This is a genomic window from Burkholderia sp. MSMB1078WGS (assembly GCF_001528895.1).
Classification (GTDB): domain Bacteria; phylum Pseudomonadota; class Gammaproteobacteria; order Burkholderiales; family Burkholderiaceae; genus Burkholderia.
Genome location: NZ_LPDI01000003.1, coordinates 17,377 through 36,840, shown reverse-complemented (window position 1 = coordinate 36,840; position 19,464 = coordinate 17,377). Strand labels below are relative to the sequence as shown.

Here is a 19,464-nt window from a genome sequence, read left to right as displayed (position 1 = left end):
CAACCGACGCCGACTGTCGAACAGGGAAATCGAACCGGGCGACGCGCCGGGCCCAACCGGCCCCCGGCACGCCGCCGCGGCAGCGGCGATCAGAAGAACCCGAGCGCCTCGGCCTGGTAGCTGACCAGCAGGCACTTCGTCTGCTGATAGTTCGACAGCGCCATCTTGTGCGTCTCGCGGCCGATCCCCGACTGCTTGTAGCCGCCGAACGCCGCATGCGCGGGGTACAGGTGGTAGCAGTTGGTCCACACGCGGCCGGCCTCGACCTCGCGGCCCATCCGGTACGCACGCGTGCCGTTGCGCGTCCACACGCCGGCGCCGAGCCCGTAGAACGTGTCGTTCGCGAGTTCGATCGCTTCCTGCTCGTCCTTGAACGTCATCACCGACGCGACCGGCCCGAAGATCTCTTCCTGGAACACGCGCATCTTGTTGTTGCCGAGCAGCATCGTCGGCTTCACGTAGTAGCCGGTGCCGAGTTCGGCGGCCGGCGCCGTGCGCTCGCCGCCGGTCAGGCATTGCGCGCCCTCGCCGCGGCCGATGTCGATGTACGACAGGATCTTGTCGAGCTGCTGCTGCGACGCCTGCGCGCCGATCATCGTCTGCAGGTCGAGCGGGTGGCCGGCCTTGATGCGCTCGACGCGCGCGACGGCCTTCTCGATGAAACGTTCGTAGATCGATTCCTGGATCAGGATCCGCGACGGGCACGTGCACACTTCGCCCTGGTTCAGCGCGAACATCGCGAGCCCTTCGAGCGCCTTGTCGAGGAACGCGTCGTCCTGGTCGAGCACGTCGGCGAAGAAGATGTTCGGGCTCTTGCCGCCCAGTTCGACCGTCGACGGGATCAGGCTGTCGGCCGCCGCGCGCAGGATGTGCTTGCCGACCGGCGTCGAGCCCGTGAACGCGATCTTCGCGATCCGCTTGCTGGTCGCGAGCGCTTCGCCCGCTTCCTTGCCGAAGCCGTTCACGATGTTGATCGCGCCGGCCGGGAACAGGTCGCCGATCAGTTCCATCAGCACGAGCACCGACGCGGGCGTCTGCTCGGCCGGCTTCATCACGACGCAGCAGCCGGCCGCGAGCGCCGGCGCGAGCTTCCACGCGGCCATCAGCAGCGGGAAGTTCCACGGGATGATCTGGCCGACCACGCCGAGCGGCTCGTGGAAGTGGTACGCGACGGTGTTGTCGTCGATTTCGGAGATGCCGCCTTCCTGCGCGCGGATGCAGCCCGCGAAATAGCGGAAGTGGTCGATCGCGAGCGGCAGGTCGGCCGCCATCGTTTCGCGCAGCGGCTTGCCGTTGTCGATCGTCTCGGCCACGGCCAGCAGCTTCAGGTTCTTTTCCATCCGGTCGGCGGCGGCGAGCAGCAGGTTCGCGCGCTCGGCGACCGACGTCTTGCCCCACTTGCGGCGCGCCGCATGCGCGGCGTCGAGCGCCAGCTCGATGTCGTCGGCGCCGGAGCGCGGCACGCGGCAGAACGGCTGGCCGTTGATCGGCGACACGTTCTCGAAATACTCGCCCTTCACGGGCGCCACCCACTTGCCGCCGATGTAGTTGTCGTATTGCTGACGGTACGGGTATTCGACGTCGAGGCCCAGTTGCTTCAGGTCAAACGGGTTCATACATGTCTCCTGTTCATCGTGCTTGTGTGAGTACAGCGCCGGTTGGAATGCGCTGGTCCCGTTTACGCAACATGCGTGCCAAACGGAACGGGTGCACGTCGATCGCGGCCGGCGCGCGCTCGCTCCGTGCGGTGTTCACGCACGCAACACGGCAGGTGTACCGATTCTGAACACCGCGGTTGCGCAGCGAGGTGGCCGGTGTTCGGAATTTCCACAGTGGGCGGCGGTGCGTTGCCGCGAATGCGCGCCGCACCGCATGGCATGTCGCTTGCGTGCGGATCGCGGATCCTCACGCACGGCGCACACGCCGACCGACACCATGACCGATCGCGGCCCCCTGACCGACGACGCCATCGCATTCATCCGCGAGCAGGCTTTCCTGATCGTCGCGACCGCCGACACGGCCGGCAACGCCGACTGTTCTTACCGTGGCCGCCAGCCGCGCGCCGACGGCTCGTTCGCGCCGCTCGTCGATATCCCGGACCGCCGCACGCTGGTGCTGCCCGACTTCGCAGGCAACAACCTGCTCAACACGATCGGCAACCTGCTTGTGAATCCGGCCATCGCGCTGCTGTTCGTCGATTTCGTGCGTCAGACGACCTGGCTCGTGCAGGGCCGCGCGACGCTCGACGAGGATGCGCAACGGCACGCGCGCCTGTGGCCGGATGCGTTGCGCTATCTGGTGATCGACGTGGAGTGCGCGCAGGCGCGCGCGGATGCAACCCTGCCGCCGCTCGTGCTGGCGTGACGCGCGGCGGGTGATGCGCTGACCGACGGACCATGCGGGCACGGCGGCTACGCCTACTGGAATGTCGAGGTGCCGAAGCGCCGATGACCCGAAGCGTCGAAGCGCCGACGTGCCGATGCGCCGACGTGCCGATGGCCCGAAGCACTGAAGCACTGAAGCACTGAAGCACTGAAGCACCGAAGTGCCGAAGTGCCGAAGCGCCGAACCGCCGAACCGCCGAAGCACCGAAGTGCCGATGTGCCGATGTGCCGATGTGCCGAAGCGCCACGATGCAACGTCACCGCCCGTGCGTCTGCGCACCGGCCGGTTCGACCCGGCTGCGTGCCGACGTATCGGCGTGCGCGCGGCCGTCCGCCTCGTCGCCCGTTTCGTCGGCGGCCGGCCGTCCGCCGAGAAACCCGAACACCACCGCCGCGCACAGCACCGTGACGACGGCCAGCCCGGTCAGCAGCCGGTCAAACGCGTGCGCGTAGCTCGCGATCAACGCCGCACGGCCGACGGCCGGCAACGCGGCAGCCGCGCCCGCGAGATCGCCGGTCGCAAGCCGCGCGGCGGCCCGCAGCGTCGCGTCCGGCGTGCCGGCAGTTCCTGCCGCGTGCGCCAGCCCCCCGTGCGCGAGCGCGGCCAGCACCGCGCCGACGATCGCCAGCGCGATCCCCTCGCCGGCCACGCGCGTCGTGCTGAAAATGCCCGTCGCCATCCCCGCGCGCTCTTTCGGCACGACGCTCACCGACAGCCCGTCCATCAGCCCCCACGGCATGCCGGCGCCGACGCCGATCGCGAGCATCGGCGCGATCGCCGCCGGGCCCGCGCCGCCGCGCAGCGCGATGCCGAGCCATACGAGCCCGGCCGCCGCGATCAGCAACCCGAGCCCCGAAATCACGCCGGCCGACAGCCAGCGCGTGAGCGTCGCCGCGCCGAGCGGCACGACCAGCATCGGCGCGGAGATCGCGAGCATCAGCCAGCCCGCGTCGATCTCGCTGAAGCCGTCGATGCCGATGAAGCGCAGCGGCAGCACGACGAGCAGCACGATGTAGCAGCAGCAGGTCGACACCGGCAGCACCTGCACGCCGACGAAGCGCGCGATGCGGAACAGCGACAGGTCGAGCATCGGCCGCGCGACGCGCGTCTCGATCGTCACGAATGCACACGCGCCGAGCGCCGCGCCGGCCAGCAGCGCGATCACGAGCGGGCTCGACCAGCCGCGCGCGGGCGCCTCGATCACGCCGAACGTGAACAGCGTCAGCGCGGCCGTGAACGCGGCCGTGCCGGGCCAGTCGAGCCCCGTCGCGTGCGGATCGCGCGACTCGTGCATGCGCGGCAGCCCGAACGCGAGCGACAGCACGCCGGCCACCGCGCTCGTCACGAAGATCGCGCGCCAGCCGTAATGCCCGATCAGGCCGCCGGCGAGCACGGGCCCGAACGCGAGGCCGATCCCGAACGTCGTGCCGAGCAGGCTGAATGCACGCGTGCGCGCCGCGCCGTCGAACTCCTGCGCGAGCGCGGCCGTGCCGCCGGCCAGCGCCGCGGCCGCCGCGAGCCCTTGCGCGGCGCGCAGCAGATCGACCGCGAGCATCGAAGGCGCGAACGCGAGCGCGACCGACATCAGCGTGAAGCCGCCGACGCCGATCGCGAACAGCCGCTTGCGGCCGAACTGGTCGGCGAGCGCGCCCGACGCCATCAGGAAGCTGCCGAACGCGAGCATGAACGCGTTGGTGATCCAGTTCATCGCAACCGGGCTGCCGTGCAGGTCGCGGCCGATCGCAGGCGTCGCGACCGCGCCCCCCGAAAACGACAGCGGCAGCGCGACGGCGGCCATGCAGACGGCGGCCAGCACCCACGCGCGCCGGCGCGCCGCCAGCGCCGAATTGGCCGAAACAGGGTGATCCATCATCGCTCCTTCAAAAGCCGGCGCGGATGCGCCATCGGAGCGACAGAAGATAAATCCGATTCAATCCGCGAAAAACCACGCGAAGTTCCGCATATAACGAACTAAAATTCCGCAATTCACGTGGCCGCGTGCGTCGCCGCACGCCGTTCGATTCAATGGAAAACCTCACCGGCATCGTCGCATTCGTCCGCACCGCCGAAGCGCTGAGTTTCGTCGCGGCCGGCCGCGCGCTCGGCATCTCGGCGTCGGCGGTCGGCAAGACCATCGCGAAAATGGAGCAGTCGCTCGGCGTACGGCTGTTCAACCGCACGACGCGGCGCGTGACGCTCACCGACGAGGGGCGACATTTCTACGAGCGCTGCCAGCGCATCCTCGAGGATTTCCGCGACGCGGAGGCGACCGTGACGGCGTCCGCGCAGCGCCCGCGCGGCAAGCTGCGCGTGAGCCTGCCGGTGATCGGCTACCGCTTCCTGCTGCCGGTGCTGCCCGAATTCCGGCAGCGCTATCCGGACGTCGAACTCGATCTCGATTTCAACGACCGGATGGTCGACGTCGTCGAAGGCGGTTTCGACGCGGCGATCCGCAGCGGCCCGCTGTCCGATTCGAGCCTGATGTCGCGGCGGCTCGGCCCGTTCGCGTTCGTGCTGTGCGCGACGCCCGCGTATCTCGCGCAGGCCGGCACGCCGCGCACGCCGCGCGACCTCGACGCGCACGATTGCGTGCGCTACTGCTTCCCGACCACCGGCAAGCTGCAGGACTGGGCGCTCGCGGCCGACGACGGCACGCCGCTCACGCTGCGCACCGCGATGACCTGCAACAACATGGAGGCGCTGCGCGGCGCCGTGCTCGCGGGGCTCGGCATCGGCTACATGCCCGATTTCCTCGCGCGCGACGCGCTCGAACACGGCGCGCTCGTCACCGTGCTCGACGACTACCGGATCGCGCCGGGGCAGTTCTCGATCGTGTGGCCGTCGAGCCGGCAGTTGTCGCCGAAGCTGCGCGTGTTCGTCGATTTCCTGTGCGAACGGCTGTTCAGGTAGTCGCGCCGATCCGCTCCGCTTCAGCCGGCGGCGGCAGCGCGTCGCTGTCGTCCTTCAGCCCGACGCCCGTCAACCCGAGGCGGCGTGCATGCGTCATCAGGTAATGCAGCTTGTGCGCGGCGGCCGCGTGCGGCAGCCCTTCGGGCCGCACGTTCGAAATGCAGTTGCGCAGCGCGTCGTGACAGCCGACCTTCGGCGCCCACGTCAGGTACACGCCGAGGCTGTCCGGCGAGCTGAGCCCGGGCCGTTCGCCGATCAGCATCGCGACCACCTTCGCGCGCAGCAGCTCGCCGATCTCGTCGCCGAGCGCGACGCGCGCCTGCGTCGCGACCACCACCGGGCCGATCCGCCAGCCGTCCGCGTCGAGCCGCGGCCGCACGGCCTGCAACAGCGGCAGCGCCTGCTTCGCGGCCGCGAACGCCGACAGCCCGTCGCCGACCACGAACACGACATCGGGCGCATCGTCGAGCGCCGCCCCGTAGCCGGCCAGCAGCCCGCGGCTGTCGTCGGACAGCTTGCGGCCGAGATCGGGCCGGCGCAGGTAATGATCGCGGTCCGGCGCGGCGCTCTGCACGCCGAGCGTCGGCAGCAGGCCGGCCGCCTCGATCTCGCGCCGCAGCGCGTCCACGTCGAGCGGCTGGTGCACCGCGTCGCGCGCCTGCGCATGCGACAGGTTGAAAGCCAGCAGCGGCGCGGTCGGCAAGCTGTTGCCCGCGCGGCCGAGCGCGATCCGCGCGTTCGTGAACGACTTCAGCTGCGCCCACGGGTTCTTCTCGACGGCGTCGCTCATGCGGACACCCCCATCCAGTCGTTCGCGCCCGCGAGCAGCGGCACGCGTGCCGTCGCCGCGCGCAGCGTGCCGTGCGCGTCGGCGATCTCCATCGTCTCCAGCCATTCCTCGAACTCGGGCGCACGGCGCAGGCCGAGCACCTCGCGCACGTAGAGCTGGTCGTGGAACGACGTGCTCTGGTAGTTCAGCATCACGTCGTCCGCGCCCGGAATCCCCATGATGAAGTTGATGCCGGCCGCCCCCAGCAGCGTCAGCAGCGTATCCATGTCGTCCTGGTCGGCTTCCGCGTGGTTCGTGTAGCAGATGTCGCAGCCCATCGGCACGCCGAGCAGCTTGCCGCAGAAGTGATCCTCGAGCCCCGCGCGGATGATCTGCTTGCCGTCGTACAGGTATTCGGGCCCGATGAAGCCGACCACCGTGTTCACGAGGAACGGCTCGAACTTGCGCGCGACCGCATACGCCCGCACCTCGCAGGTCTGCTGGTCGACGCCGTGGTGCGCGTTCGCCGACAGCGCGCTGCCCTGGCCCGTCTCGAAGTACATCAGGTTGTCGCCGACGGTGCCGCGCCTGAGCGACAGCGCGGCCTCGCGCGCCTCGCCGAGCAGCGCGAGCGAGATCCCGAAGCTCGCGTTCGCCTTCTCGGTGCCCGCGATCGACTGGAACACGAGGTCGACCGGCGCGCCCTTCCCGATCGCCGCGATCGTGTTGGTCACGTGCGTGAGCACGCACGATTGGGTCGGCACGCCGTAGCGTTCGCGAAAACCGTCGATCATCTCGAGCAGCTTCACGATCGCCGCGAGGCTGTCGGTCGCGGGGTTGATGCCGATCATCGCGTCGCCGCAGCCGTACATCAGCCCGTCGAGCATCGATGCGGCGATGCCCTTCACGTCGTCGGTCGGGTGGTTCGGCTGCAGCCGCACCGACATCCGGCCGGCCAGCCCGACCGTGTTGCGAAAGCGCGTGACCACGCGGCGCTTGCGCGCGGCCGCGATCAGGTCCTGGTTGCGCATCAGCTTCGACACGGCCGCGACCATCTCGGGCGTGAGGCCCGGCGCGATCCGTTCGAGCGCGGCGCCGTCGGCGGCGGGCGACAGCAGCCAGTTGCGGAAATCGCCGACGGTGAGATGCGAGATGTCCGCGAACGCCTGCGCGTCGTGATCGTCGATGATGAGGCGCGTGACCTCGTCGTCTTCATACGGGATCACGGCTTCGTTCAGGAACGCCTTGAGCGGCACGCCCGCGAGCGCGATCTTCGCGGCGACGCGCTCCTCCTCGCTCGCCGCCGCGACGCCCGCGAGCTGATCGCCGGAACGCAGCGGGCTCGCCTTCGCGAGCAGCGTCTTCAGGTCCGCGAAGCGGTACGTGCGCGGACCGATCGTCTCCGTATAGGACATCGTTCGAATCTCCTTGCCAAAAGCCGACGGTGCGCCCGTTCGACGGGGCGCGCCGGATGCCGTCAGGAACGGCCTTGCATGTTCGCCTGCACCGTCGTCACCGCGTTCACTCCTCCAGCAGCGCGTCGCCGGGCGCGCTCGCGCGCTGCGCGCGGGTCGCGAGGAAGTACGCGTAGCCGAGCGCGACGAACGCGACGAACACCATCGCCACCAGCCCGTTGAAGTACACCATCGTGCCGAGGCAGACCAGCGCCGCCAGGATCGCGAATGCCGGGAAGATCGGGTACAGCGGCGCGCGGAACGGCCGCGCCATGTTCGGCTGCGAGCGGCGCAGCTTGAACAGCGACGCCATGCTGACGATATACATCACGATCGCACCGAATACCGACATCGTCACGATGTTCGCGGTGAGCGTCTGCCCGCCGAACTGGATCAGCTCGTCGCTGTAGATCGCCGCGATGCCGACCACGCCGCCCGCGAGGATCGCGCGATGCGGGGTCTTGAAGCGCGGATGCACCTTCCCGAGCCACTCCGGCAGGTAGCCTTCGCGCGCCAGCGCGAAGATCTGGCGCGAATAGCCGAGGATGATCCCGTGGAACGACGCGACGAGCCCGAACAGCCCGAGCCACACGAGCATGTGCATCCAGCCGCTGTTCGCGCCGACGATGTACTTCATCGCCTGCGGCAGCGGGTCGTTGATGTTCGCGAGCTTGGTCCAGTCGCCCGCGCCGCCGGCGAACACCATCACGCCGATCGCGAGCGCCACGAGGGTCAGGATCCCGGCCACGTATGCGATCGGAATCGAGCGCTTCGGGTTCTTCGCTTCCTCGGCGGCCATCGCGACGCCTTCGATCGCGAGGAAGAACCAGATCGCGAACGGGATCGCCGCGAACATCCCGTGGAACGCGCCCAGGCTGAAGTGATCGGCGCCCGACCAGCCGCCCTTCGTGAAATTGCTCCACGCGAAGCCCGGCGACACGACGCCCATGAACACCAGCAGCTCGAAGATCGCGAGCAGCGTGACGACGAGCTCGAAGGTCGCGGCGATCTGCACGCCGACGATGTTCAGCGCCATGAACACGAGATACGCGCCCATCGCCGCGTGTTTCGGTTCGAGCCCCGGAAACTGCACGTGCAGGTACGCGCCGATCGCGAGCGCGATCGCGGGCGGCGCGAACACGAACTCGACCAGCGTCGCCGCGCCGGCCAGATAGCCGCCGGTCGGGCCGAACGCGCGGCGCGCATACGCGAACGGGCCGCCCGCGTGCGGGATCGACGTCGTCAGCTCGGTGAAACTGAAGATGAAGGTGGTGTACATCGCCGCGACGAACAGCGCGGTGATCACGAAACCCAGCGTGCCGGCGCTCGCCCAGCCGTAGCTCCAGCCGAAGTATTCGCCGGAAATCACGAGGCCGACCGCGATGCCCCACAGTTGCCAGGTCCCGAGCGTCTGCTGCAGCGCGGGCTGGCCGGGCGACCTGGCGCCGGCGGCGGGCCGGCCATTCGACTCTGCTTTCATCGGACTCTCTCCTCAAAGGCGCCGGGCCTGCACGCCCACGCGACTGAGAATCGATGCTAGAGAGTCATTAAACGACGTGTTATCGAAATTCGGCAAAGATCGCGGCTGACGTTTCGCTTGCGAAAAACGCCGGCCGCGCGCGTAGCCGCGCCGATCCGGCCGCGCGACGCGGGCCGGATCGGCCGTGCTTACTGGCCGCCGCCGCGCTGGTTGAACCAGCGGTCGAGCAGCTTGCCGGCCGCCTCGCGGCCGCCGAGGCCGAACGACAGCGCGACCGCCACCGCGATCGCGCCGAGCACGAGGCCGAACGCGAGCTGGACGATTTCGTTCGCGATGCCCATCGCGCGCAGCCCCATCGCGAACACGAGGCCGAGGATCGCGAATTGCGCGATGCGCGCGAACAGCACGCTGTGCTCGCGGTCGGCCTGCTCGATCACGCGGCGCGCGAGGCCCGCGAGCCACACGCCGATCACGAGGATCACGCCGCCCATCAGCACGTGGCCGCCGAATTCGATGAACAGCGTGACGACGTCGCGCACCTGCGAGAAGCCGAGCCGGTTCGCGGCCTCGACCGACGCGAACAGCATCGCGAAGAACACGATCAGCCGCGCGACCAGCACCGACGGCTGCAGGATGCCCGAGAACACGCGCTCGACGCCGAGCACGGCCGGCAGCCCGTCCGCGCCGGCGGCTTCCAGCAGCTTCTGCGCGAGCGACGCGACGAAGCGCGCGAAGTAGAACGTGGCGAGCACGATCACGATCGCCGCGACGATGTCCGGCACCGCGCCGAGGAACTGGTTCAGCATGTTGGTCGCGGGAATCGAGATCGCGTCGATCTTCAGCGCGTCGAGCGCGGAGATCAGTGTCGGCACGAACACGAACACGTAGACGATCGTGCCGATCAGGCTCGACACGCGCACGGGCGTCGGGCTGTCGATCCCTTGCGTGAGGCGGTCGGCGCCGGCGGCCACCAGCAGGTTCGTCACGAGGCCGCGCAGCACGCGCGCGACGATCCAGCCGACGAAGCCGATCACCGCGGCCGCGAAGAGGTTCGGCACGATCGCGAGCAGCTTGTCGACCATCCCCTGCACCGGCGAGAGCAGGCCCGACAGCGCGAACGACGCGAGGATCGCCGGCAGGAACATCAGGATCACGAGCCAGAACAGCACGTCGCCGAGATAGCCGCTCATCGGCTGCATGCCGGCGCCTTCGGCCAGCTTGTCGTCGATCTTGCTCGCCTTCAGCGCGCGGTTCGCGAGGCTGCGCAGCAGCGACGCGATCAGCCACGCGATCAGCGTCAGCGCCGCGCCGCCGATCAGGTTCGGCAGGTAGTTGACGATGTGCGTGACGAGCAGCGAGAACGGATTGGAGACCGCGTACAGGTTGAGCACGTTGAAGATGCCCACCGCGGTGACGAGCAGCACGAGCCAGAACAGGCCGCCGGCGATGATGCGTTCGACGCACGCGCCCTGGCCGGTACTTTCGTTGATCCGCTGATCGACCTTCAGTGCGTTGAGCAGGCGCAGCGCGCCGGCCCGCACCGCCACGGCGATCAGCCAGCCGATCACCAGGATGCCGATCGCGCCGGCGATCTTGGGCAGGTATCCGCCCAGCGTGGTCTGCAGCGACGTGATGAAGCTGGAAGCATCCATTTCTTCTTCTCCCGAAAACGTGGTGGTGCGATTGAACATCGACGAACGACCTGCGTACTTCGAAAAAGCGTGCTGCCCCGTCCGAGCAACTTACCCGAGAAAAATGACGCAATCACCCGATTTCACCGTCTTTAACTTTAGTTCTAGATTGCAGCAGGGCAAGACCCTATTTCGATGAAATAGAAAGGGAGCGGATTTCGGACCGCTACGCATTTCCGCAAGATTTGTCCGTTCGGGCCGTGCTACCGTGGCGTCGGTTCTTGCCCCGGACACGCCGATGCCCCCAGCCGAAACGAAGACCGAGCCGCCCGCGTGGGTCCGCTACGCAGCAAGCGTGGCGCGCGTTCACGCGTATATCGGCGCGCATCTCGACGGCCCGCTCGACCTGAACCGGCTTGCGGAAATCGCGTGCCTGTCGCCGTATCACTGGCAGCGCGTCTATCGCGCGCTGTACGGCGAGTCGATCGTGTCGACGGTGCGGCGGATGCGGATCGTGCGGGCGTCCGAGGATCTGGTCTGCACCGCGCGGCCGCTCGACGAGATCGCGCGGCGCGCGGGCTACGGTTCGACGCACGCGTTCGCGCGGGCGTTTCGCGACGTGTACGGCGTGCTACCCGCGCAGCACCGGCGCACCGGCAGCCACCGGCCGATTTATCCCCTGCAGCGAGGAGAAGAAGACATGTTCAAGCACGAGGTCGAAATCCGGCGCCTGCCGGCACTGCGCGGCTACGCGGTGACGCACACCGGCGCGTATATGAAAGTGGGCGACGCGTTCGGACGCATCGGCGCGTGGGCCGGGCAGCACGGGCTGATCGGCCCGGGCGCGAAAATGGTCGGGATTTTCTACGACGATCCGGACACGACGCCCGAAGCGCAGTTGCGCGCGAAAGCGTGCTGGATGCCGGCCGACGGCGCGCCGGACGTGGCGCCCGCGCCGCCGGTCGAGCGGGTGACGATCGCCGGCGGCGAATACGCGGTGCTGCTGCATACGGGGCCGTATGCGGACCTGAAGACGGCCTACCAGTGGCTCTACGGCGACTGGCTGCGTCACTCGGGCCGCGAAGCCGCCGATGCACCGCCGTTCGAGCTGTACCTCAATACGCCGATGGACACGGCGCCGGCCGACCTGCTCACCGAAATTCACCTGCCGCTGCGCTGAGCGACGGGCCGGTGCGTTTCGTTCGCCGGCCGTCGAATGAAACGCGCCGGCCCGTGCGTATGCGCGGCCGGCGCGAACTTGCGGAGGGGCTTAAGCCGCCTGCGTCCCGCAACCGGGACAGAACCGCGCGTCGGCCGCCAGCGCCGCATGGCAGCGGCTGCAAGCCTTGCCGCGTTGCGCCGCGCCGCACTGCGCGCAGAAGCGCGCGTCTGCCTCGTTGAGCGCACCGCAGCCCGCGCACGCGAGCTGGCTCAGCGGCATGTTGCCACCCTGGCCGCCTCGCCCGCCACGGGTATCGGCCGGCGCCTGCCAGCCCCAGCCGTGGCGATCGCGGCCGCGCGCATCGTGGCCGCCATGGCCGCCCGGGCGCGACCCGCCGTGATATCCGCCGTGATGCCCGCTACCGGGGCCGCCGGGGCTGCCCTCACCCTGGTTTCCGCCGTGGCCGTGGCCGTGGCCGCCGAAAATCCGTTTCAGAAAGCCCATCGCCCGCTCCTCAACGCGCGGCCCGGGCGCTGCCGAACGCCCCTGAGGACGACAGCAGCCGCAAGCCATTGGCCACGACGAGCAGGCTCGCGCCCGCGTCGGCGAAGACCGCCATCCACATCGTGCCGAGCCCCGCGACCGTCAGGCCGAGGAACACGACCTTCACGCCGAGCGCGAAGCCGATGTTCTGCACCAGCACGCGGTGCGTCGCGCGCGACAGCCGCACGAACGCGGGAATCTTGCGCAGGTCGTCGTCCATCAACGCGACGTCGGCCGTCTCGATCGCCGTGTCGGTACCCATCGCGCCCATCGCGAAGCCGATGTCGGCGCGCGCGAGCGCCGGCGCATCGTTGATCCCGTCGCCGACCATCCCGACCGCGCCCGCGCCGCCCGCCGACAGTTCCTCGACCGCCGCGAGCTTGTCTTCCGGCAACTGGTTGCCGCGCGCGTCGTCGATGCCGGCCTGCCGGGCGATCGCCTGAGCGGTATGCGGGTTGTCGCCCGTCAGCATCGCGGTGCGGATGCCGAGCGCATGCAGATCGGCAATCGCGTCGCGGCTCGTGTCCTTGATCGTGTCGGCCACCGCGAAGAGGCCGAGCACGCGCGTGTCGTCGACCAGCACGACGACGCTCTTGCCCTGCCGCTCCAGCGCGTCGAGCTTCGCCTCCAGCGCCGCCGAGCAGCGCCCGAGTTCCTCGACGAGCCGGTGATTGCCGAGCCAGTAGCGCGAGCCGTCGATCGTGCCGCGCACGCCGCGCCCGACGATCGCTTCGAAGTCCTGCACGTCGGCGAATGCCGTCGTGCCGGCGTCGCGGGCCGCGGCGGCGAGCGCCTGCGACACCGGGTGATCGGAGCGCGCGGCGAGGCTCGCGCCGAGGTGCCGCACGCGCGCCGCATCGGCGCCGTCCGCATGCACGTCGAAGTCGGTCTGCACCGGCTTGCCGTGCGTGATCGTGCCGGTCTTGTCGAGCGCGAGCCACGCGAGCTTGCGCCCTTCTTCCAGATAGACGCCGCCCTTCACGAGAATCCCGCGCCGCGCGGCCGCCGCGAGGCCCGACACGATCGTCACCGGCGTCGAGATCACCAGCGCGCACGGGCACGCGATCACGAGCAGCACGAGCGCGCGGTAGACCCAGTCGTGCCACGCGCCGCCCATCACGAGCGGCGGCACCACCGCGACCAGCAGCGCGACCGCGAACACGATCGGCGTGTAGACGCGCGCGAACTGGTCGACGAAGCGCTGCGTCGGCGCCTTCGCGCCCTGCGCTTCCTCGACCGCGTGGATGATCCGCGCGAGCGTCGAGTTGGCCGCAACGGCCGTCACGCGGTATTCGAACGAGCCCGATTCGTTGATCGTGCCCGCGTACACCGCGTCGCCGGTCGTCTTTTCGACGGGCAGGCTCTCGCCGGTGATCGGCGCCTGGTTGACCGTCGAGCGGCCCGCGACGACTTCGCCGTCCAGTCCGATCCGCTCGCCCGGCTTCACGCGCACGACCGCGCCGAGCGCGACCTGCGCGGCCTCGATCGTGCGCCACGCGCCGTCGGCCTCCCGCACGGTCGCGGTATCCGGCGCGAGCCGCATCAAGCCCTGGATCGCATTGCGCGCACGGTCGAGCGACTTCGCCTCGATCAGCTCGGCGATCGTGAACAGCACCATCACCATCGCGGCTTCCGGCCACTGGCCGATCGCCATCGCGCCCGTCACCGCGATGCTCATCAGCGCGTTGATGTTCAGGTTGCCGTTGCGGATCGCGATCCAGCCCTTCTTGTACGTGGTGAGCCCGCACGCGAGCACCGCGGCGAGCGCGAGCGCCGCCGACAGCCACACCGGCAGCCCGGCCCAGGTCGCACCTTCGGACGCGAGCGCGGCGACGCCGGCGAGCGCCAGCGGCCACCACGGCTTCGCGGGCGCAGCGGCGGCGCGCGCCGCCGGGGCGCCGGCCGTGGCGGCCTCCGGCGTCATGCCGAGCGTGCGGATCGCGCCTTCGATCGCCGGCTGCGCACCGGGCACGTGCTCGACGGTCAGCATCCGCTGCATCAGGTTGAATTCGAGCGCCGATACTTCGCGCATCCCGCCGAGCTTCTTGCGGATCAGCGTTTCCTCGGTCGGGCAGTCCATCTGCATGATCCGGAACGCGGAGCGCACGTGGCCCGACGCGGTCGCCTGCGCGACCGGCAGCGGCGCAAGCGTCAGCGAGGCCGGCGCGCAGCATGCGCCGGCCGCGTGGTCGTGGTCGTCGTCGGCATGGTCATGCGCGGCGGGGTCGTGCGAGCACGTGGCGCCGTGCACGTGCTCGTCGTCGCCGGCATGGTCGTGATCGTGGTCGTCACCCGCCTCGCCGTGTGCTGCGTGAGCGTGCGCGTGGCCGCGATCGTGGTCATGGCCGTGCGCGCGCTCGCCGGCCGCCGGCGCCGCGTCGGCAACGGTCGCCGTCTGCGTGTCGCACGAATCGGCGCAGCAGGCATCGGCGCCGTCGGCCTGACGGTGTCGCGGGTCGTGGGGACGCTGGGCGTCGGTCATGACAACCTCCTTTGTGGCTTGACGGTGTAGAGTTAACACCCTGAAGCCACTACAAGGTCAACCCTTGCACGGGAGAAAGGCATGAAGATTGGCGAACTGGCCAAAGCGGCCCGCTGCACCCCCGAGACGATCCGTTTCTACGAGAAAGAGGGGCTGATGCCGGACGCGGAGCGCACCGATTCGAACTACCGCAACTACACCGACGTGCACGTCGAACGGCTGCGCTTCATCCGCAACTGCCGCGCGCTCGACATGGCGCACGACGAAATCCGTGCGCTGCTGCAACTCACCGACACGCCGGCCGATCGCTGCGATTCGATCAATTCGCTGCTCGACGATCACATCGGGCACGTCGATGCGCGCCTCGCGGAATTGACGCATCTGCGCGACCAGCTCACCGAATTGCGCCGCCGTTGCGTCGGCGAGCATTCGGTCGAGGATTGCGGAATCGTGCACGGCCTCGCGACGATGGAAACCGTCGCGCCCGCCGCGAAGCGCTCGCACCTCGGCTGAAATCCTTGTCAAACAAGATACTCTGATTAAGAATAGTTATATTTTTACTAGATATATTTTAACTATTCATGTCTACGAGCCGCCCGTCCCCGCTCGCGCTGGCCGTCCTTGCGACGCTCACCGAAACGCCGATGCATCCGTACGGGATGCTGCAGCAACTGAAGGCCCGCGGATACGACGAAGTCGTCAACGTGCGGCAGCGTACGAGCCTGTACCAGACGATCGACCGGTTGCTGCGCGACGGGCTGATCGCCGTGCACGACACCGAGCGCGACGGCGCGTTTCCGGAGCGCACGCTGTATGCGCTGACCGAAGCCGGGCACACGGCCGGGCAAGCGTGGTTGCATACGCTGCTCGCGGAGCCCGCGCGTGAATTCCCGGCGTTCGGCGCCGGCCTCGCGTTCCTGCCGTTGCTCGACGCGGAAGATGCGCGCCATCAGCTCGAACTGCGAATCGCACGGCTCGATGCCGAGCGCGAGCGGCTGGAAGCGCTGCGCGCCACCGCGCAGGCCGACCAGGTGCCGCGCCTGTTCCTGCTGCACAACGAGCATGCGCTCGTGCTGCTCAATGCGGAGCTCGACTGGGCGCGCAGCGTGGTCGAACACCTGAAGATCGGCGCGCTGCGCTGGGTGGACGGCTGACGCGTCGCGCCGGCCGCTTCCCGTCGGCAACGGGAATCGCCCCGTCAAAGCACCTTGCCAGGATTCAGGATCCCGCGCGGGTCCAGCGCGGCCTTCAGGCGCCGCATCAGCCCGATTTCCGCGTCGCTGCGCGTGTGCGCGAGATAAGGCCGCTTGAGCACGCCGATCCCGTGCTCGGCCGACACCGAGCCGCCCATGTCGCGCACCACCGCATACACGCAGTCGTCGATCGCAGCGGCGTGCGCGTCGGTCATCCCGGCCAGCGACACGCCGATATGCACGTTGCCGTCGCCGACATGACCGAAGAACAGGCACGTGAGCGCCGGCCAGCGCGCCCGCAACGCCGCCTCGCAGCGTTCGGCGAACGCGCCGAGTTCGCCCGTCGGCAGACTCACGTCGAAGTTGACGAGATGGGGCAGCGCATCGATCGCAAGGCCTTCGCGCAGCGTCCACAAATCGCGCGCCTGCCGCTCGGAGCTCGCGAGTACCGCATCGTCGACGAGCGCCGCATCGAACCCCTCGGCCAGCGCCGTTTCGAGCGCATGGCGCGCATCGCCGCCCGGCGCGCTCGTCGCGCATTCGATCAGCACCGCGAAACCGCCGTCGCCGACGAACGGCGCCGACACGCCCGGCGTATGACGCGCGACGTGGTCGTAGAACGACGGCCACATCGCCTCGAAACTGACGACCTCCGGCAGCGCGCGCACGCGGTTCCACAGCCCGACCACCGCATCGTAGTCGCGCACGCGGCAGAGCGCCGTGGCCGGCGCCGCGAGCAACGGATGCAGCCGCAGCACCGCGCGCGTGACGACGCCGAGCGTCCCTTCGCTGCCGACGAACAGTTGCTTCAGGTCGTAGCCCGCGTTGTTCTTCAGCATCCGGTTCATCGACGACACGACCGTGCCGTCCGCGAGCACGACCTCGAGCCCGAGCACCTGCTCGCGCATCATCCCGTAGCGGATCGCGCGCGTCCCGCCCGCATTGGTCGCGAGCATGCCGCCGATCTGGCACGAGCCGCGCGCACCGAGATCGACGCCGAACGTGAAGCCCGCCGCTTGCGCGGCGTCCTGCACCGTCTGCAGCGGCGTGCCCGCGCGCACGGTAATCGTGCCGGCCGCCGCGTCGAGCGCTTCGATGCCGGCGAAGCGCTCCATCGACAGCACGACCTCGCCGCCCAGCGCGACCGCGCCGCGCGCGAGCCCCGTCAGCCCGCCTTGCGGCACGACCGGCTGGCCGAGCCCCGTGCACACCGCGAGCGTGCGGGACACGTCGTCGACGCTGCGCGGGCGCACCAGCGCACGCGGCCGCACGCCGGCCGGCTCGTTGTACGCGGTGAAGTAATGCGGATCGATATCGGCTGCGCGCGTGACGAGCGCGTCGCCCAGTTCGGCGGCGAGCACGGCATCGACGGCATCGCCCGGCTGCGGCATGCCGTCCGGTTCGCGGCCCGCCGCGCTCGGGTTCGGGGTGGGCATCGTGCGCGGCCCCGCTTACTTCGTCGAAATGTCGATATCGCCGAAATACTTCAGGCCGAGCGACTTCACCGTGCCGTCCGCCTTCAGTTTGTCGATCGCCGCGTCGAGCTTCGCCTTCAGCGCATCGTCACCCTTGCGCAGGCCGAACGCGATGCCGCTGCCGAGAATCTTGTCGTCGTGCACCGGCTGCCCGACGAACGAGAAGCCCTTGCCGTCCGGGCGCGACAGGAAGCCGCGCTGGCCGGACGGCGCGAGCACGAGCGTCGCGTCGAGGCGGCCCGCGACCAGATCCGCATACGCCTGGTTCTGGTCCTGGTATGCGACGACCGCGACGCCGGCCGGCTCCCAGTGCGCCTTCGCGAAGGTTTCCTGGATCGACGCCTGCAGCACGCCCACGCGCTTGCCCTTGAGCGACTCCGGCGTCGGCAGCAGGCCGCTGCCGGTGCGCGCGATCAGTTGGGTCGGCACGCGATAGATGATCGTCGTGAAATCGATCGCCTGGCGCCGTTGCTCGGTGGCGTTCATCGCCGAGTTGATCGCGTCGAACTTGCGGCCCTTCAGCGCCGGAATCAGCCCGTCGAACGAGGTCTCGACCCATTTGCACGACAGCTTCGCCGTCTGGCAGACGGCATTGCCGACGTCGATGTCGAAGCCCTGCAGGTCGCCGTTCGGCGCCTTCGATTCGAACGGCGGGTATTGCGCTTCGAGGCCGAAACGCAACGTCGGCGCATCGGCGAACGCCGCGCCGGAGCCGATTGCGCACGCGAGTGCGAACGCGAGTTTCAGGGTGGCCGTGTGCTTCATCGTGATCTCCTGTGTCTGGTCGATGCGGGATGCCCGTCGCCGGATGCCCGTCCCCATTTTTTACAGCGAACGCAGCCGCCGCGCGCCTTCGACCAGCGTCGCGTCGTCCTTAGAAAAACTGAGCCGGATCACGCCGGCGTCGGTGCCGTCGGTATAGAACGCCGACAGCGGAATCGTCGCGACACGCGCGTCGCGGATCAGGCGCAGCACGAAATCGCTGTCGCTTTCATCCGAGAAGTGGCGAAAGCGCGCGAGCATGAAGAACGAGCCTTCGCTCGGCAGCAGCTCGAAACGCGAATCGGCCAGCTCGCGCGCGAGCAGGTCGCGCTTGGCCTGGTAGAACGCCGACAGGCCGAGATAGCTGTCCGGCCGCGCGAGAATCTCCGCGAACGCGACCTGCATCGGCGTGTCGGCCGAGAACACCATGAACTGGTGCACCTTGCGGATCTCGTCCATCAGCTCGGCCGGCGCGAGGCAATGGCCGACGCGCCAGCCGGTCACGTGGAACGACTTGCCGAACGACGACACGATCACGCTGCGCTCGGCCAGCTCGCGGTGGCGCGCGACGCTCTGGTGCCGCGCGCCGTCGAACACGACGTGCTCGTAGACTTCGTCGGACAGCACCACGATGCCCGTGTCGCGCGTGATCTGCGCGAGCCGCTCGAGATCGTCGGCGGAGAACACCGTCGCGGTCGGGTTGTGCGGCGTGTTGACGATGATCATCCGCGTGCGCGGCGTGACGGCCGCGGCCACCTCGTCCCAGTTCACGCGAAAGTGCGCGGGCGACAGCTTGATCGCGACCGGCGTCGCGCCCTGCAACCGCACGATCGGCGCATAGCTGTCGAACGACGGCTCGAAATAGATGACTTCGTCGCCGGGATGCACGAGCGCGCTGATCGCCGCATAAAGCCCTTCGCTCGCGCTCGCGATCACCGTGATCTCGGTGGCCGGGTCGTAGCGCGCGCCGTACAGCGCCTCGGTCTTCTCGGCGAGCCGCTCGCGCAGCGCGATCACACCGGCCATCGGCGCGTACTGGTTGTGGCCGTCGCGCATCGCGCGCGCGACGCCTTCGACGAGCGCCGGATCGGGCGCGAAATTGGGGGCGCCCTGCGACAGGTTCAACGCGTCGTGTTGAGCAGCCAGTTGGCCGATCACCGTGAAGATCGTCGTCCCGACGTCGGGCAGTTTCGAACGGGGCGCGGTGGCGCTTCGCAT

General features: G+C 69.2%; 15 protein-coding genes and 1 pseudogene. 5 read left to right on the top strand and 11 right to left on the bottom strand.

Annotated features, from left to right (window positions below; translation table 11 throughout):
• Nucleotides 1-89 precede the first annotated feature (89 nt).
• The gene (locus tag WT24_RS00585) at nucleotides 90-1,616 is read right to left on the bottom strand and encodes an aldehyde dehydrogenase family protein (RefSeq protein ID WP_059503208.1); all 1,527 of its coding nucleotides are present in this window, start codon (nucleotides 1,614-1,616) and stop codon (nucleotides 90-92) included.
• Between the two features lie 163 nt (nucleotides 1,617-1,779).
• On the opposite strand from WT24_RS00585, the pseudogene WT24_RS00580 reads away from it, so the two are divergent.
• Nucleotides 1,780-2,364 (top strand): annotated as a pseudogene (locus WT24_RS00580) (pyridoxamine 5'-phosphate oxidase family protein).
• A gap of 277 nt (nucleotides 2,365-2,641) precedes the next feature.
• Here the strand turns inward: WT24_RS00580 and WT24_RS00575 are convergent.
• A complete protein-coding gene (locus WT24_RS00575; protein WP_060030563.1) occupies nucleotides 2,642-4,255 on the bottom strand; it encodes an MFS transporter in 1,614 nt (537 codons plus the stop codon).
• Nucleotides 4,256-4,410: 155 nt separating this feature from the next.
• Between WT24_RS00575 and WT24_RS00570 the strand changes: the two genes are divergently transcribed.
• Nucleotides 4,411-5,295: a LysR family transcriptional regulator gene (locus WT24_RS00570; protein ID WP_059503204.1), complete on the top strand. Its 885-nt coding sequence runs from the start codon at nucleotides 4,411-4,413 to the stop codon at nucleotides 5,293-5,295.
• On the opposite strand, the gene eutC is transcribed toward WT24_RS00570, so the two are convergent.
• The 4 genes from eutC to WT24_RS00550 form a co-directional block, all read right to left on the bottom strand.
• On the bottom strand, nucleotides 5,288-6,085 hold the full coding sequence (gene eutC, locus WT24_RS00565; protein ID WP_059503203.1) for an ethanolamine ammonia-lyase subunit EutC: 798 nt from the start codon (nucleotides 6,083-6,085) through the stop codon (nucleotides 5,288-5,290). The genes WT24_RS00570 and eutC overlap by 8 nt on opposite strands.
• Nucleotides 6,082-7,479 carry an ethanolamine ammonia-lyase subunit EutB gene (locus WT24_RS00560; RefSeq protein WP_060030423.1) on the bottom strand — a complete coding sequence of 466 codons (1,398 nt, stop codon included), beginning with the start codon at nucleotides 7,477-7,479 and terminating at the stop codon, nucleotides 6,082-6,084. Before WT24_RS00560 ends, eutC begins: the two co-directional genes overlap by 4 nt.
• 106 nt (nucleotides 7,480-7,585) lie before the next feature.
• Nucleotides 7,586-8,998, bottom strand: a complete 1,413-nt coding sequence (eat, locus tag WT24_RS00555) for an ethanolamine permease (protein ID WP_059503198.1) — start codon at nucleotides 8,996-8,998, stop codon at nucleotides 7,586-7,588.
• Nucleotides 8,999-9,186: 188 nt separating this feature from the next.
• Complete coding sequence (locus WT24_RS00550) at nucleotides 9,187-10,650, bottom strand: mechanosensitive ion channel (RefSeq protein WP_059791237.1); 1,464 nt, start codon at nucleotides 10,648-10,650, stop codon at nucleotides 9,187-9,189.
• A gap of 277 nt (nucleotides 10,651-10,927) precedes the next feature.
• On the opposite strand from WT24_RS00550, the gene WT24_RS00545 reads away from it, so the two are divergent.
• Complete coding sequence (locus WT24_RS00545; protein WP_060030560.1) at nucleotides 10,928-11,809, top strand: GyrI-like domain-containing protein; 882 nt, start codon at nucleotides 10,928-10,930, stop codon at nucleotides 11,807-11,809.
• Nucleotides 11,810-11,899: 90 nt separating this feature from the next.
• Here WT24_RS00545 and WT24_RS00540 read toward each other — a convergent pair whose 3' ends face one another.
• Together WT24_RS00540 and WT24_RS00535 are read right to left on the bottom strand one after the other, a co-directional pair.
• Entirely contained in the window at nucleotides 11,900-12,295 is a 396-nt protein-coding gene (locus WT24_RS00540; protein WP_060030420.1) for a zinc ribbon domain-containing protein, read from the bottom strand.
• A gap of 10 nt (nucleotides 12,296-12,305) precedes the next feature.
• Nucleotides 12,306-14,816 (bottom strand): heavy metal translocating P-type ATPase, encoded by a 2,511-nt coding sequence (locus WT24_RS00535; RefSeq protein ID WP_060030418.1) that lies wholly within the window; start codon nucleotides 14,814-14,816, stop codon nucleotides 12,306-12,308.
• A gap of 81 nt (nucleotides 14,817-14,897) precedes the next feature.
• On the opposite strand from WT24_RS00535, the gene cadR reads away from it, so the two are divergent.
• Both cadR and WT24_RS00525 read left to right on the top strand, forming a co-directional pair.
• Complete coding sequence (cadR, locus tag WT24_RS00530; RefSeq protein ID WP_027783182.1) at nucleotides 14,898-15,329, top strand: Cd(II)/Pb(II)-responsive transcriptional regulator; 432 nt, start codon at nucleotides 14,898-14,900, stop codon at nucleotides 15,327-15,329.
• Nucleotides 15,330-15,397: 68 nt separating this feature from the next.
• Nucleotides 15,398-15,970 (top strand): PadR family transcriptional regulator, encoded by a 573-nt coding sequence (locus tag WT24_RS00525; RefSeq protein WP_059503192.1) that lies wholly within the window; start codon nucleotides 15,398-15,400, stop codon nucleotides 15,968-15,970.
• Between the two features lie 44 nt (nucleotides 15,971-16,014).
• On the opposite strand, the gene WT24_RS00520 is transcribed toward WT24_RS00525, so the two are convergent.
• From WT24_RS00520 to WT24_RS00510, 3 genes are read right to left on the bottom strand one after another with little or no spacing between them, the layout of a single operon-like run.
• Nucleotides 16,015-17,445, bottom strand: coding sequence for an FAD-binding oxidoreductase (locus WT24_RS00520; RefSeq protein WP_060030416.1), 1,431 nt, complete (start codon nucleotides 17,443-17,445; stop codon nucleotides 16,015-16,017).
• Nucleotides 17,446-17,460: 15 nt separating this feature from the next.
• The gene (locus tag WT24_RS00515) at nucleotides 17,461-18,249 is read right to left on the bottom strand and encodes an ABC transporter substrate-binding protein (RefSeq protein WP_059503188.1); all 789 of its coding nucleotides are present in this window, start codon (nucleotides 18,247-18,249) and stop codon (nucleotides 17,461-17,463) included.
• A 60-nt stretch (nucleotides 18,250-18,309) separates the two neighbouring features.
• Entirely contained in the window at nucleotides 18,310-19,464 is a 1,155-nt protein-coding gene (locus tag WT24_RS00510) for a pyridoxal phosphate-dependent aminotransferase (protein WP_059503186.1), read from the bottom strand.